Genomic DNA, 13,194 nt, shown 5'->3' with positions numbered 1-13,194 from the left:
TTTCGGATCCGGCGACTGCGCCGTACCGGACGCCGCCACCGCGGACGGTGCCTGCCACCAGCAGCGCCGCCATTGCCACCAACGCCGACCCGATGGCGGCCGGCACGCGTCCGGTCTTCATCAGGTGCCCTGAATCGCGAACATCCGGCTGTAGCCGGCCTGGAAGCGGTTGCAGGTCGGGAAGTAGACGCGGTAACTGTTGTTGCCGAGGTTCGGCGGCTGGGCCACCACTGTGAAGCGGCCGCTCTGGCGGACGGTGCTTTGGTTGGCTAGGCGCCAAGCAGTCCTGCCGTGAAGGCGTTGCAGCAGCACCGGGCAGCGATAGGGCGCGCCCGCGACACTGCCGTTGACTGGAACGTACGTGCTGACCGGCGCGCTGGTCTTCGACGGGATCGCCGCGACGATGCCCGGCCGGAGCGGGAAAAAACCGTGGCTGATGGTGTCGAAGAAGCGACCGCGCACGCGGACGCAGTTGAGCCAATCAGCCGCAGCGGCCGGGAACGAGGTGTACAGGACGCCCGCTGTGTCGGTGAGCCGGGTCACGGCGTCGTGCTCGACGCACAGGTTGTCGAACGTGACCTGCAGCGGGAGCCGGACGCCGTACGGCTTGCCGGTCGCGGAGTCGTAGATGACCGCCTTCACCTGGTACGGCGAACCGAAGGGGACCACCCTGGGGATCACCTGAACGGCGAGCTTTGGCAGGTGCACACCGGTGACCGCGATGCTCGGCCCGTCGAACGGCGTCTCGGTCGTCATGTCTCCGGGCTGCAGGTAGCCCGGCAGGACGCCGTACACCTTGAAGGTGCCGTTGGCCGTCGAGGGGATGTCGACGGTGCCGGTCCAGGTGCCGTCTTTCAGCGTGCCGCCGGTTCGCTTCAACTGGCCGGCGATCATGTACTTCAGCGGGCCGACGCCGCCGGTGCGCTGGAAGAACACGTTAAGCGGCGTCTCGACAGTTGAGTTGTAGCCCGCCTTGACCGTCACTCCCACCACGAACCGGTTGAGCCCCGAGACGAGCACCGACGAACGGCCGAGTGTCACGCTGGTGACGGTCAGGTTCGGGTCCGGTGATTGCGCCGCAGTTGGCGCAGCCGCCGCCGAGGGTGCCGTCACCAGCGCCGCCGCCAAGGACACTGTCCCCACCAGTGCCGTCACCTTCGTCAGTTTCGCTCGTAAGCGCCCCACCCCTTTGTCCATTTTCGCAGGATGGCACGGTGCGGGGCGATTTCCTAGGGCTTCATTGCGAAAGTCCGTTACGCGGAAATTCTTCATTCTTATGACAACTTTTCCGCTCGCGCCCGCATCAAGTCTTCAGGTGCCCTGAATCGCGAAGGTCCGGCTGTAGCCGGCCTGGTAGCGGTTGCAGGTCGGGAAGTAGACCCGGTAGCTGTTGTTCCCGAGGTTCGGCGGCTGGGCCATGACGGTGAAGCGGCCGCTCGCCCGGACGGCACCCTTGTTGGCCAGGCGCCACGCCGTCCTGCCGTGAAGCCGTTGCAGCAGCACCGGGCACAGCTCAGGAGCACCCGCGACCGATCCATTGACCGGTACGACGGTGCTGACCGGCACCCTGGTCTTCGACGGCGTCACCCCGACGATGCCCGGCCGCAGCGGCAAGAAGAACCGGTTGATGGTGTCGAAGGCGGGACCCAGCACGCGGATGCAGTTGGAGGAATTCGCCGAGGCGGCCGGGAACGAGGTTTACAGGATGCCGGCCGTGGTGGTGCGCCCGGAGTGGATGGCGCTGAGGTGGCAGAGGATGTCGTCAGCCGCAAGCCCCACCGGGATCTTGGTGCCGTACGGCTTGCCGGTCGCAGTGTCGTAGATCGCCGTCTTCACCTGGTACGGCGAGCCGAACGGAACCACCCTGGGGATCACCTGAGCGACGAGCTTGGGCACGTGGACACCGGTGACCGCGATGCTCGGCCCGGCGAACAGCGCGTAGCTCTGGGGCATGTCGATGTGGAGGTTGCCCCGCATGACCCACTCCACCGTGAAGGTCCCGTTCGCCGTCGAGGGCACGGAGAGCGTTCCCGTGTAGGTGCCGTCCCGCACGGTGCCGGCCGTCAACTCCAGATACCTGGCGACCATGTACCCGAGCGGACCGACGCCGCCGGTGCGCTTCAGGTACACGTTGAGCTGCAATGGGTCCTGCGGACCGTCCACGCGGTACTCCGCCTTGACCGTGACCCCGACCGCGACCCGGTTGAGCCCTGAGACGAGGACCGTCGAACGGCCCAGCGTCACGCTCTTGATGATCAGGTCCGGGTCCGGCGTCTGTGCCGCACTCGGCGCTGCCACCGCCGACGGTGCCGTCAACAGCACCGCCGCCATCGACACTGTCCCCACCAATGCCGTCCATTTCGTCATTCTTGCTCGTAAGCGCCCCACCTTGGTCTCCATTCGCGCAGGATGACAGTCGGCGTGGGTATTTCCCAGGGCTGCCTCGGTATAGGCTGCGGAAAAGAGCGTTCCGGAGAATTCAGCACGATATCCAGGGGAGCTTTGCCTTTTTCGCAACTTTTACGGCCTCCTCCGCATCAGGTCTTCTGAGGGGTTCAGCGCCCGTTCATCTGCCGGTCAACTGGTTCCCGCGTCCCGGCCCGGCGGGGCGCCAAAGATTGCGGGATGAGTCAGGTTTTCGGCACGCCCCGGCGGCCGGCGTACGCGGTCACCCGGACGGATCAGCTGGGCCGGCCGATCTCGCTCGACCGGCGTGCGCCCGAGGGCAACTCGGTGCTGTTCACCGGTGGGCCGGGGATGGGCAAGAGCCTCGAGCTGGACCGGGCCCAGGAGCTGGCCCGGCAGAACGGCTGGACCGCCATCCGGGTCGACGCCTCACCCCGCGAGCCACTGGAGAACCGCTTCGTCCGGGCGGTCAGCGAGGACCTCGGCGGGTTACGCAAGCGGCACGGGTACTTCGCGCTGCGCAAGCTGAAGAAGACCTTGCGGGACCTGACCCAGAGCAGCCGCAACCAGCAGAACGGCGCGGAACTCCGCTTCGGCGTCATGCCGGTCCAGGCCGTGGTCAAGAAGCAGTGGGATGCGCCGGGCAAGGACGGCATCGGCAGCACGCTGAACCAGCTGGCCGACAACCTGGGCGAGCTGGCCGCCAAGAAGCGGCAGCCGGTGATGCTGATGGTCGACAATCTCGATGTCGCGTCCGAGCGGGATCTCGCCGCGTTGACCGAGCTTTCCGCGCATCTGGAGCGGCAGGGCCGGCCGGTGTACCTCGTCGGCGCGGGCGGCGAGCTGGCGGCGACGCGGCTGATGGCCGCGTCCGGCGGGATGTCCGGGATCGCGACCGGCGTGACGGCGCGGTTCGACGTACGGGAGTGTGGGCCGTTGAGTGCCGACGAGCTGCGGCCGACGGTGACCGAGCCGTTGCGGCAGGCGGGAATTCCGTACCAGCCCGAGGCCGTCGAGAGCCTGCTCAAATCGGCCAATGGCAACCCGAGCCGGTTGCGGGATCTGTCGGAGACGGCGCTGCAGGTCGCGCGGCCGCCGTACGGGATCACTGCCGATGTGGCGAAACAGGCGACGGCTCAGGTGAACGCTCGGGCTCGGGTGTTCTATCAGGCTGCCTGGAACAACTGCTCAGCTGCCGAGAAGGATTTGCTGGCGAAGGTCGCAGTACGCGGGCCGCGCGGGTTGGCGATGGCGAGTGAGACTCAGGCGGCTGGGCCGGGCAAGTGGCAGGAGGTGGATGCTGCCAGGCAGGGGTTGGTCGCGCGCGGGATGTTGCGCGAGAGCCCGAGCGGTCAGCGGGTGTCGCTTGCGGATCCTGGGCTGGAGGAGTGGGTTCAGACGCGAGTGGGTCAGTCTGCCGCTCATGCTGGGGTCGCACTACCCGGTACGCCGGCGCCGGCGATCACCCAGCCGGATCCGCGGAGTCCGGCGGTAGGTGCTGCAGGCAACCATCATCGCGGTCCGAACACCACCACCCGCCAGGTCGGCAACACCGCTTTCACCATCAACAGTTAGCAGCAGCCGTCGTTGCAGGCTGTTTCTGTAGCACCTGGTTTTAGAGCGAGGTACCGCGGCCCCTGCCCACCGTGCTCTGCAGAAGCACCATCTACCCGCCGGTCGGAGGCGAGCGGAAGCTCCTGACCCCTTGGCGTGCTCACTTGCACTCGACTGCGGTGTCTGGCGGGCAACAGGCTGGGTCTACCGCGAGGGCGATGGCGAGGAGTTGTTTGAGGGCTGTGCCGAGGGTGGGGTCGGTCAGTTCGTAGCGGGTTCGGCGGCCTTCTGGTTCTGCTACCACCAGGCCGCAGCCGCGGAGGCAGGCGAGGTGGTTGGACAGCGACTGGCGGCTGACGCCGATGCGATCCGCCAGGTCGGCCGGGTAGCTCGGGCCTTCGGTGAGGACGAGCATCACCTGGGTCCGGGTCGGGTCCGACAACGCATGCCCGAAACGGGCCAGCACTTCACTCCGGCTGATCGTGTCCACGCCACGCGGTACATCAAAAGCTGTATTCACCGAAAGCTGTATCAATCGGCGACCGCCGCCGGCGCCTCCCGTTGAGCCCGCTGCCACATCACCGCGAGCACGACCGCCGCCAGTACGCCGGCCGCGCCGAACCAGCCGACCGCCTCGACCGCGTCCGTCTTGTCCGCGAGCAGACCGGCAAAAAGCGGGCTGACGCCGGTCGCGGTGGTCAGCCCGGAGTTGGACATCCCGATTGCCTGGCCGCGCCGCGCGTCCGGCAGCATGAACGTCATCGTCGTCGTCACCTGCATCACCACGATCGTCCCGAACGCCCCGGCCAGCACGAAGAGCACGATCGACACCACCAGCCCGGGCCGGAGCAGGCAAAGCGCGACCGGCGCCGCCGCAAGGATCGCCAACGGCCCGAGCAGCTTCGGCCGGAACTCCTCCGGCACGAGTTTGCTGAACACGAACGCACCGACCACACTCCCGAACGGATCAGCCGCCAGGATCAACCCGACCACCACCGAGCTGCCACCGAACACCGCGGCGTACGGCGCAGCCATCCCCTCGTAGACGGCGACGAGCGCCATCAGCCAGAGCATCAGGACCAGCGCCCGCATCCCACGATCCGCGAAGAGCAGGCCGCACGACTCTCCCGCCGATCCCCGCCAGGACCGCCGTACGCCGGTGTCTCCTGCCGCGCCGGCGCGGTCGGCCGCGGGTCGCGCCTTCAGGCAGGTGCGGATGAGCAACGCGGAGCCGAAGAAGGTGAGCGCGTCGAGCAACAGGACGATGTACGGGTTGAACACGGCGATCAGCAGACCGCCGCCCGCGAAGCCGGCCATCTGCGCGGACTGGATGGTGATACTGCGAATCGCCATCCCGGTCGCGAAGCGCTCTTCGCCGAGCACATCCGGCAGCAACGCGAGCTGGGCCGACTTGAAGACCGGCTGCAGCAGCGACACGATCCCGACCAGCACACACAACGACCAGAACGGCATCGCCGGAATCGCCACCAGCAGGATCAGGCAGCCGCGCACCCCGTCGACCCACATGATCAGCTCACGCCGCGGGAACCGATCGGCCAGCCCGGTCAAGAAGATCCCACCGAGCAGGGACGGCACAAACGTCAACGCATAGGTCAGCCCAGTAAGCGCAGCCGACCCCGTATCGGCAAACACCAGAACCGACAACGCCACCCGAGCCAGCTGATCCCCAGCCACCGACTGAAGCTCAGCCCACCACATCGCCCGAAACTCCGGAACGCGAAACACTTCCTTGTAGCTCGTGCGACTCACCATGCGCCGGAGCGTAAAACGCCCCCGGCCCGCAACCCCCCACCATTCGACCCTACTGAAAACCCTTGACCGGATCAGTGAGGTTCAAACGCAAACTACTGGCCGGCGAACCCAGGAGGCAGAAAGTTGCCTAGAGCAACTTACCTACCGAGCCGCCGACTCAGTTCCCGTTACAACTCGTCAGGGTTGTTGATGTCGGCAGTAGGAACTCCCAGCTCACGCCATACCGCCAAGAGAGTCTTGTCGCCGGACGCGGCGACCAGATCTCCGTCGCCGAACAGCTGCTCGGCAGCCGCGCAGTGGACGGCGTCATACCCTCGAAGGGAGCTCTTCAGTGCCAGCTCAGCCGCTCGCCGGCTCAGCTCGCCGTCCAGTTCGACCACGTCGAACTCCTGCCAGAGCTCGGTCAGACCTTCCTGCGCCGTCCGGAGCTTTGCTGAACTGACCCGGCCTGACCTCTGGGCGCGGGCCAGCGCCGCCGAGGCTTCGACGTACAGGAGTCTCGTCGTCACCACGTCATGAGCGGTGTTCCACAGCTCCGAGCAGGAGGACGACGAGGACTCGTCGATCAGGATGGGGACGAACGCGGAGGTGTCGAAGTAGCAGATCACCGGCGCTGCTCATCAATGAGATCACTGACCGGCCCGTCCGTCTTGATCGGTACGGGTGCGGGCCGCTTACGTCGCTCGGCGGGCGTCACCTTGCCCTCGGCGATCAAACGCTCGAGCGTGGTCCGTTCGGTGACCGGCACGATGCGGGCGATCGGTTTGCCGTGGTCGGTGACGGTGATGGTTCGTCCGCCGCGTACTTCGGCGAGGTGGCGGCTGAGGCCGTCCCGGAGTTCTCGGATGCCGACGTCCATCAGTCCTCCTGTGGTCACTTTATCTCTCCCTATTGTAGCCACATCAATCATTCTTCGAGTGTTGTCGGCTACGACGCCGCTGCGAAGGGCTGATCGGGGGCAGATGGGAGGGCAGCGTGGGGCTTTCAGGTGCTGGGGACGGTGTGGGGGTTACGGCCAGATGGAGGCAATCCATTCGGGGTGGTCTATGAAGGGGTTGCGGTTGTGTTGCCAGGTTTCGTAGATGACCTGGTTGCGGCGTTTTTCGAAGGTGTCCGGTGGGTCGGCGGCGCTCCAGGCCTTCAGGACTGAGAGTTTGCCGATGTAGGGCGTGCTGCCGTTGTTGACCGCGTTGTTAGGTTCGAGGTTCGGCCAGCCGTCGTTGCCTTCGTAGCGGACCGCCATGTACAGGATCATTCGGGCGACATCACCCCGTACTGCGGCTCGCGGGGAGAACGAGTCGCTGTCCGCGGCGCAACCCGGGCACTCGGCCACGGTCGAGCCGCCGTTGTCGAAGTCGAGGTTGCCGCGGGCACCGTTCACCGAGACGTCCTCGGGGCGCAGGTGGTGCACATCCGTGCCGGGGCCGGTCGCCGTACCGAAGTCGCCGTGGGACTTGGCCCAGACGTGTTCGCGGTTCCAGTCGTTCACGCCGCCGCCGTTGGTGCTCTTGCTCTGCGAGCGGCCCGAGTACAGCAGGATCACGTTGTTGGTGTTGGCCGGGTCCTGGTCGGTGTCCTTGAGCGCGTTCCAGACCTGGTCGTAGCTCAGCTTGGTCTGGTTCGAGATGATCCTGTGCAGCGCGGCCTTCAGCGCTGCCCCCGTCTTGCCGGCGGCCGGTGCGTAGTAGTCACCCGGATCCGACGGACCTGGACCCGTCCCGCCGCCACCACTGAACGCGGTCGGATTCTTCAGCCCGGCATGGGGAGTGAAGTACGGCGTCAGCGTCCCGGTCACGCTGATCTTGGTGCCGATCAGCCCCGGATTCGACTGCAGCCCGTACTGCGCCCGGAAGCTGGTCGGGATCTGGACGTACAGCATCGCCGACGTGCTCGTCTGCGCGGCCGAGTCCGCCAGCGCCAGCGCGGTGTCACCGGTGAAGTTGCTCCGGATCACCGTGTTCGCGGCCGTCGGCTGGCCGACCACGTACCCCTCGACGGTGGCGACCGACCCGTTCTGTTGCTGGATCGCCGCACTCACGGTCAGGTTCGCCGTGGTCGCGGCGGTCGACGGATTGACGCCGAAGGCAAGTAATGCCAGCAGGACGCCGAAGATCAGCGCCGGACGGAAAGCACGATGAGCAGGCACGGCATCTCCCAGGGGCGGTTGGGAATCACGGCGACGCTGATCAGTCTGCCCGCATCGGCACCGTATCGAACGTCAAACCCCGGCAAAGGTTGTCCGACGATCCGGCAAACCACGGATGACCGCACGTGCCGAAGAACGTCGGACGCAGGGCGCTAGCTCACCTGGATCGTCCACGGACCGCCGGCCGCCTGCAGCTGGACGAAGGGATAGCCGGGGCGGTTCTCGTTGAAGGTCTTCAGTGCGTAGATCTGGTAGCTGCCCGGATCCAGGCCCCGACCGGTGCCGCACGGCCGGACGGACAGCGCGGTCACGACGGTGGCCGTTTGCCGCGGCAAGAACAGCCAGCGACGACCGGCCATCGGCTCACGCGGAGTCAACGCGACGACCCCGCCATCCTTGACTACGACGAATCGCGGTCCATCGGTGGCGCTGGCCAGGTCCAGCGTTCTGCCGGTGGTGTTACTGATGTGGACGGGGACCCACCCACTGGCCCCATCGGCGGACAGCTTCACTTTCCGCGTCGTCACCATGATCCGCAGCGACGGATCGCCCGTGATGGTCGCGGTGAGACGCGCCCCACAGGTGTCCCACGCCTTCTTCTCAGTGCTGACGGTCATCGTCGGAGCCGCAGGTCGAGCCAGAGTCGGAGCCGAAGTCGGCGGCCCTCCGGCGACGGGCCACTGCTCCGGCCCACTGCCCGGCAGTACTGCGTACGCTCCCGCCGCGAGCATCACCGCTGTCGACGCGGCGACCGTCGCCATCAGCGCGGCGCGGCGGCGCCGGCGCGAGCGGATGCGGGGCACCAACTGCTCCTTGTCCACCTCGACCAGCTCTGCCCCGTCATCGGCCAGGCCTTGCAGAAGGTACTTCAAGTCTCCGGAGGTCATCGCAGGCTCTCTTTGGTCGCGCCGAGCTGAGCGGCCAACTTGACCCTCGCATCGGCCAGATGACGTTTCACCGTGCCCTCGGCGCAGCTGAGTTGCTCGGCGATCTCGAGGACAGTGCGGTCCTCGTAGTACCGCAGGACGATGCAAGCGCGCTGTTTGGGCGACAGGGTCGACAACGCCTGCCGCACCTCGTCGGCGATGGTGACGTCGACGTCCTCGTGCACGGGCGGGTAGACGAGCAGGTGGCGGGCCTGCCGCCAGAGCGTGGCCCGGCGCCGGCCGTCGACGTACTGGTTGAGTATGGCGCGCCGGACGTAGCTCTCGAGTTCTACTACGTCGCCGCCGACCCGCAGGCGGCTGAACACTCGCAGCAGTGCGTCCTGGACGAGATCACTCGCCGCAGCCGCGTCACCGGTGAGCAGATAGGCGTAGGAGCGCAGTGCGCCGCCACGAGCCGTCAGCAGCTCGCCGAACGCGGCTTCCCAGTCAGCCATCCGCACCGCCTTCCCTGTCACCTACCAAGACGAGCAGGAGCGGTGCGGGGTTGGGGGCAGCAGCGAGCAAGATTGAGTCGGTGGGGCGGGAGCGCTGTGCGCTCGGCCGCCCCACCTAGGTGTACGGGCCCCCATCAGTCCGTAGCTGCTGCCACGAGCTGCTCGCCCATCCACCAGTGAGGTGCTACTGGCGGGCAGCACCTCACCGTCTGGTGAAAGCAGGGCCCGGAAGCCCTGCTCCGACGGTGGCGTGGTGCGGACGCCGTTACGGACCGTACTCAGTCCGGAACCGAATGTCCATGGGTCGCGAAGGCCGTCTCACGCTACTGACGGGTCACTGTTTCAGCAGCTGATTGTGTCCGCATGCGTGGCGCCTGCGGAGCGGTACGAGTTCACTCGAGCGACGGCCGCAGCAGGGGTCAGTACTTCGTTCTTCGCGTAGTACACCCAGTCCGCCGCCTGCACGTAGGCGCTGGTCCCGCCCGTGTGGCCGGTCAGGTCAATGAACCACTGGTTGTAGTTGAGTGTCATCGGCCGCCGCGGGTAGACCGAGCGGCCGGCCGCGTCGGTGGTGTGGTCGGCGGCGAGCGCGCCGTCGATGTAGTACTTCACATGCCCACCGCCGACGGTGGCGACCAGGGTGTGCCAGCCCGCGTGACTCCAGCGCCGGGCCTCGCTGATCCGCCAGCCGTCGAACGGGTCGGCCTGGTAGGTGTTCCAGCTGGTGATGAAGTTGACCGGCCCGGTCTCACCCCAGCCACCGTTCGGCAGGTACTCCGAGATGTCGAGCTCGCTGTACGTCGGCTCCCAGTCGTAGTCGAGCGGCGAGATCGTGTAGAAGGTCTGGTTGACGGTATCGCCGTCGGCACCGCTGATCGGGGTGTCGCTGAACTTGAACCGGGTCGCGTAGGTGCCTTCGAAGAAGCGCAGGTCCCGTTGCTGGACCTGCGCGTGGGTGGTGCCGGCCGGCGTGCCGTTGGTGGTGGCGCGCAACTGCAACGCCTTCCGGCCGTCCACGACCGGGAAGGTCACGTTGTTCGCGGCCCAGGTCGCGCCGCCGACGCCGGGCCCGCCGGCGTTGGTCCGGACCTGCCACTTGTGGCCGGTGAAGTTGGGGTCGGTCCGGGAGCTGTAGTTGAAGTCGTCGAAGAACGCGCCACACGCGGCGGGCTTGCGCGGCTTCTCGGGTCCGGGGCGAGCGCTGGCCGTAGTACTGGCGCCGGCGGCAGCAAGCGCAGCCAGTACTACGGCTGTCGCGGTGATCCGGAGTTTGCGTGATCGAGCCATGGTTTTCACCTTCGTCTCGGGGCGGAGAACGCGGGACTCTCTGTAAAATGGTCTATCCAACTGGTCAAGTCAACCCTTCGACACGGAGTGAATGCGCTCTCAGAGGTCCGACCATTGGTAAAGATTGCTAGGATCGCCAGATGAGGCGGACCGAGGCGCGCGATCGCCTGCTGCGGCTGATCGAGGTCCGCAGCCCGGGTGAGGCGCTGCCCTCCGAACGCAGCCTGAGCGAATCCCTCGGTGTCTCCCGGCCGACCCTTCGCGCCGCCCTCGACGACCTGGCCCGCGACGGCCTGGTGGTCCGCGAGCACGGCCGCGGCACCTTCACGAGTTCGCGCAAGATCCACCAGGAGCTCGAGCCGACACCGACGGGCGATTTCCAGGTGCCACCGGCCGAGGGGACGCCCTGGCAGAGCAAGCTGGTCAGCTTCGACATCGAGCCGGCCGGGGCCAGACTCGGCCAGCGACTGGAGATCTCACCGGGCGATCAGCTGGTCTCGGTGGTCCGGCTGCGGCTCGTCGACGGCGCGCCGATGTGCATCGAGCGGATCCGGATCCCGTCCGCCTTCGTTCCCGGCATCACCGGTCGCGATTTCGAGATCGGCTCGCTGTACGGGTTGCTGCGGTCGAGGTATCACGTCGCGGCGAAGGACGCGGTACAGACGACTGAGCCGACCGTGACCGATGCGCAGGAGGCGGCGCTGCTCGGCGTACCGCTGCATTCGCCGGCGTTGCTGTTCGAGCGGACCACGCGGAACGCGGACCGCGCCGTGATCGAGTACACCCGCTCCCTCTATCGGGGCGACCGGTACCGGATCACGACGCGGTTGACCTTCCCTGACGCTGACTAACCCTTTACGGCGCCCGCGGCCACGCCGGTCGTCACGCGGCCCTGCAGAACAAGGAAGATCAGCAAAACAGGCAGCATGAACAGCGTCGCGGCGGCCATCGTCGCGCCCCAGTCCGTGCCGAACGTGTTGCTGAACGAGGAGAGCCAGACCGGCAGCGTGCGCTGGTCCTGGTTCTTGATGATCAGCAGGTTCGCGAAGGCGAACTCGTTCCACGCGGTGATGAAGCCGAACAGCGAGGTGGACAGCAGCCCCGGCGCCAGCAGCGGGAACACCACCCGCCGGAACGCCTCGAACTGGTTACAGCCGTCGACCTGGGCGGCCTCCTCGAGTTCGACCGGGATGCCCTTCAGGAAGCCGCGCAGCGTCACGATCGTGAACGGCAACGTCATCATGAAGTAGATCAGCGTCAGCATCGGCAGCTTGTCCAGCATGTCGGTGTCGCGCGCGATCACGTACATCGGGATCAGCAACGCCTCCCACGGCGTCATCTGCGCGATGAAGACCATCAGGATGAACGCCTGCCGGCCCTTCCACCGCATCCGGCCGACGGCGTACGCCGCCAGGCAGGCGACCACCAGCGACATCAGTACTGCGCTGACGGCGACCAGTCCGCTGTTGCGCCAGAAGATCCAGAAGCCATCGGCGTTCACGGCGGTACCGAAATGCGTGAACGTGACGTGCGTCGGGAAGAACGACGGCGTCTCGGCCTGGATCTCCTTGGTCGGCTTGAACGCGGTCAGCACCATCCAGTAGACGGGGAAGACCGAGAAGGCGAAGACGCCGAGAGCCAGCACGTTCAGCGTGAGCCTGCGACTGAGCCGGGTCCTCACAGTTCACCTTCTTCCTTGAACATCTGCCGGAAGTAGGCCAGCAGCACCACGGCCAGGATCAGTACGGTGACCATCGAGATCGCCGCCCCGAGGTCGTAGCGGTTCAGCGCCTGGGCGATCTGGTAGGCGTAGACGGGCAGGGTCAGCGTCGCGTCGCCCGGACCGCCCTGGCTGATCGCCCAGATCTGGACGAAGCACTTGAACACCCAGATCACCTCCAGGCACAGGATCAGCCCGAACATCGGCCGCAGGATCGGGAACGTGATCAGCCGGAAGATCTTCACCGCACCGGCCCCGTCGATCTGGGCCGACTCGTGCAGCTCCCTGGGCACCGTCGTCATCGCGGCGTACAGGGTCAGCGCCGCGAACGGGACCGACTGCCAGACGATCAGCATCACGATGATCGCGAACGTCGAGTTGCCGTCCGCGAACCAGGCCTTGCCGTCGTACTGCTCGAAGCCGAGTGCGACGAGGACCCAGTTGACGACCCCGAGCTGGGACTGGAAGAGCCACTGGAAGACGGTCGTCGCGGCGATCACCGGGATCGCCCAGGCCACCACCAGGCCACCCATCACGGCGAACCGCATCCACTTGCCCAGGGCACCGATCAGCAGCGCGACCAGGGTGCCGAGCACCATGATCAGGCTGACGTTGATCGCCGTGAAGACGAAGGTCCGGGCGACCACGCTCCAGAACTTGTCGTCGGACAGGATCGTCGCGTAGTTGTCGAGGCCGACGAACTCGGCGCCACCGCGGATCAGCTGCCCGATGCCGAACTTCTGCACCGAGATCAGCAGGTTACGAACCAGCGGATAGACCAGCAGGTACGCCGTACCGACGACCGTCGGCGCCACCAGCAGGTATGGGAGAACCCGTGCCCACAGGGGTCGCCCCCGCCGGGCCGGGACCGGCGTACCGGTCTCGGGGGCGGGGGCCGCTGTGGTTTGTGCTTCAGCCACAGCCATG

General features: G+C 66.8%; 15 protein-coding genes. 2 read left to right on the top strand and 13 right to left on the bottom strand.

The genetic code is table 11. The features are described from left to right. Window positions 1-120: 120 nt before the first annotated feature. The 3 genes from ACQPYM_RS00580 to ACQPYM_RS00570 form a co-directional block, all read right to left on the bottom strand. Entirely contained in the window at window positions 121-1,155 is a 1,035-nt protein-coding gene (locus ACQPYM_RS00580; RefSeq protein ID WP_433013086.1) for a hypothetical protein, read from the bottom strand. A 156-nt stretch (window positions 1,156-1,311) separates the two neighbouring features. Continuing rightward, the gene (locus tag ACQPYM_RS00575) at window positions 1,312-1,653 is read right to left on the bottom strand and encodes a hypothetical protein (RefSeq protein ID WP_433013084.1); all 342 of its coding nucleotides are present in this window, start codon (window positions 1,651-1,653) and stop codon (window positions 1,312-1,314) included. A 45-nt stretch (window positions 1,654-1,698) separates the two neighbouring features. Then, window positions 1,699-2,367, bottom strand: coding sequence for a hypothetical protein (locus ACQPYM_RS00570; protein WP_433013082.1), 669 nt, complete (start codon window positions 2,365-2,367; stop codon window positions 1,699-1,701). A 258-nt stretch (window positions 2,368-2,625) separates the two neighbouring features. On the opposite strand from ACQPYM_RS00570, the gene ACQPYM_RS00565 reads away from it, so the two are divergent. After that, window positions 2,626-3,981 (top strand): AAA family ATPase, encoded by a 1,356-nt coding sequence (locus ACQPYM_RS00565; RefSeq protein ID WP_433013080.1) that lies wholly within the window; start codon window positions 2,626-2,628, stop codon window positions 3,979-3,981. Window positions 3,982-4,120: 139 nt separating this feature from the next. Here ACQPYM_RS00565 and ACQPYM_RS00560 read toward each other — a convergent pair whose 3' ends face one another. The 8 genes from ACQPYM_RS00560 to ACQPYM_RS00525 form a co-directional block, all read right to left on the bottom strand. After that, window positions 4,121-4,450 (bottom strand): ArsR/SmtB family transcription factor, encoded by a 330-nt coding sequence (locus tag ACQPYM_RS00560; RefSeq protein WP_433013078.1) that lies wholly within the window; start codon window positions 4,448-4,450, stop codon window positions 4,121-4,123. Between the two features lie 41 nt (window positions 4,451-4,491). Next, window positions 4,492-5,733, bottom strand: a complete 1,242-nt coding sequence (locus tag ACQPYM_RS00555; protein ID WP_433013076.1) for an MFS transporter — start codon at window positions 5,731-5,733, stop codon at window positions 4,492-4,494. 167 nt (window positions 5,734-5,900) lie between these two features. Further along, a complete protein-coding gene (locus tag ACQPYM_RS00550) occupies window positions 5,901-6,341 on the bottom strand; it encodes a type II toxin-antitoxin system VapC family toxin (RefSeq protein ID WP_433013074.1) in 441 nt (146 codons plus the stop codon). After that, a complete protein-coding gene (locus tag ACQPYM_RS00545; RefSeq protein ID WP_433013072.1) occupies window positions 6,338-6,610 on the bottom strand; it encodes a type II toxin-antitoxin system Phd/YefM family antitoxin in 273 nt (90 codons plus the stop codon). Before ACQPYM_RS00545 ends, ACQPYM_RS00550 begins: the two co-directional genes overlap by 4 nt. A 132-nt stretch (window positions 6,611-6,742) precedes the next feature. Next, entirely contained in the window at window positions 6,743-7,879 is a 1,137-nt protein-coding gene (locus ACQPYM_RS00540; RefSeq protein WP_433013070.1) for an endonuclease, read from the bottom strand. A 152-nt stretch (window positions 7,880-8,031) separates the two neighbouring features. Continuing rightward, window positions 8,032-8,766 (bottom strand): hypothetical protein, encoded by a 735-nt coding sequence (locus tag ACQPYM_RS00535; RefSeq protein WP_433013068.1) that lies wholly within the window; start codon window positions 8,764-8,766, stop codon window positions 8,032-8,034. Next, window positions 8,763-9,260 carry an RNA polymerase sigma factor gene (locus tag ACQPYM_RS00530; RefSeq protein WP_433013066.1) on the bottom strand — a complete coding sequence of 166 codons (498 nt, stop codon included), beginning with the start codon at window positions 9,258-9,260 and terminating at the stop codon, window positions 8,763-8,765. Before ACQPYM_RS00530 ends, ACQPYM_RS00535 begins: the two co-directional genes overlap by 4 nt. Before the next feature lie 342 nt (window positions 9,261-9,602). After that, the gene (locus tag ACQPYM_RS00525) at window positions 9,603-10,547 is read right to left on the bottom strand and encodes a glycoside hydrolase family 16 protein (RefSeq protein ID WP_433013065.1); all 945 of its coding nucleotides are present in this window, start codon (window positions 10,545-10,547) and stop codon (window positions 9,603-9,605) included. Between the two features lie 140 nt (window positions 10,548-10,687). Between ACQPYM_RS00525 and ACQPYM_RS00520 the strand changes: the two genes are divergently transcribed. Then, window positions 10,688-11,398 carry a GntR family transcriptional regulator gene (locus ACQPYM_RS00520; protein WP_433013064.1) on the top strand — a complete coding sequence of 237 codons (711 nt, stop codon included), beginning with the start codon at window positions 10,688-10,690 and terminating at the stop codon, window positions 11,396-11,398. Here the strand turns inward: ACQPYM_RS00520 and ACQPYM_RS00515 are convergent. After that, window positions 11,395-12,228 carry a carbohydrate ABC transporter permease gene (locus ACQPYM_RS00515; protein WP_433013062.1) on the bottom strand — a complete coding sequence of 278 codons (834 nt, stop codon included), beginning with the start codon at window positions 12,226-12,228 and terminating at the stop codon, window positions 11,395-11,397. The genes ACQPYM_RS00520 and ACQPYM_RS00515 overlap by 4 nt on opposite strands. Then, a complete protein-coding gene (locus ACQPYM_RS00510) occupies window positions 12,225-13,193 on the bottom strand; it encodes a carbohydrate ABC transporter permease (protein ID WP_433013060.1) in 969 nt (322 codons plus the stop codon). Before ACQPYM_RS00510 ends, ACQPYM_RS00515 begins: the two co-directional genes overlap by 4 nt. Between the last annotated feature and the right edge of the window lies 1 nt (window position 13,194).

Origin of the sequence: Kribbella sp. CA-294648, assembly GCF_050943845.1 — a bacterium.
GTDB lineage: Bacteria > Actinomycetota > Actinomycetes > Propionibacteriales > Kribbellaceae > Kribbella.
Note: the sequence above shows the minus strand (reverse complement) of the source record. Positions and strands in the feature narration are given on the sequence as shown.

What these genes read in the sequence shown, in the direction of transcription:
- ACQPYM_RS00570 (WP_433013082.1), bottom strand. Translation starts at nt 2,367, where the DNA reads ATGACGAAATGGACGGCATTGGTGGGGACAGTGTCGATGGCGGCGGTG.
- ACQPYM_RS00565 (WP_433013080.1), top strand. Translation starts at nt 2,626, where the DNA reads ATGAGTCAGGTTTTCGGCACGCCCCGGCGGCCGGCGTACGCGGTCACC.
- ACQPYM_RS00555 (WP_433013076.1), bottom strand. Translation starts at nt 5,733, where the DNA reads ATGGTGAGTCGCACGAGCTACAAGGAAGTGTTTCGCGTTCCGGAGTTT.
- ACQPYM_RS00535 (WP_433013068.1), bottom strand. Translation starts at nt 8,766, where the DNA reads ATGACCTCCGGAGACTTGAAGTACCTTCTGCAAGGCCTGGCCGATGAC.
- ACQPYM_RS00530 (WP_433013066.1), bottom strand. Translation starts at nt 9,260, where the DNA reads ATGGCTGACTGGGAAGCCGCGTTCGGCGAGCTGCTGACGGCTCGTGGC.
- ACQPYM_RS00525 (WP_433013065.1), bottom strand. Translation starts at nt 10,547, where the DNA reads ATGGCTCGATCACGCAAACTCCGGATCACCGCGACAGCCGTAGTACTG.
- ACQPYM_RS00520 (WP_433013064.1), top strand. Translation starts at nt 10,688, where the DNA reads ATGAGGCGGACCGAGGCGCGCGATCGCCTGCTGCGGCTGATCGAGGTC.
- ACQPYM_RS00510 (WP_433013060.1), bottom strand. Translation starts at nt 13,193, where the DNA reads ATGGCTGTGGCTGAAGCACAAACCACAGCGGCCCCCGCCCCCGAGACC.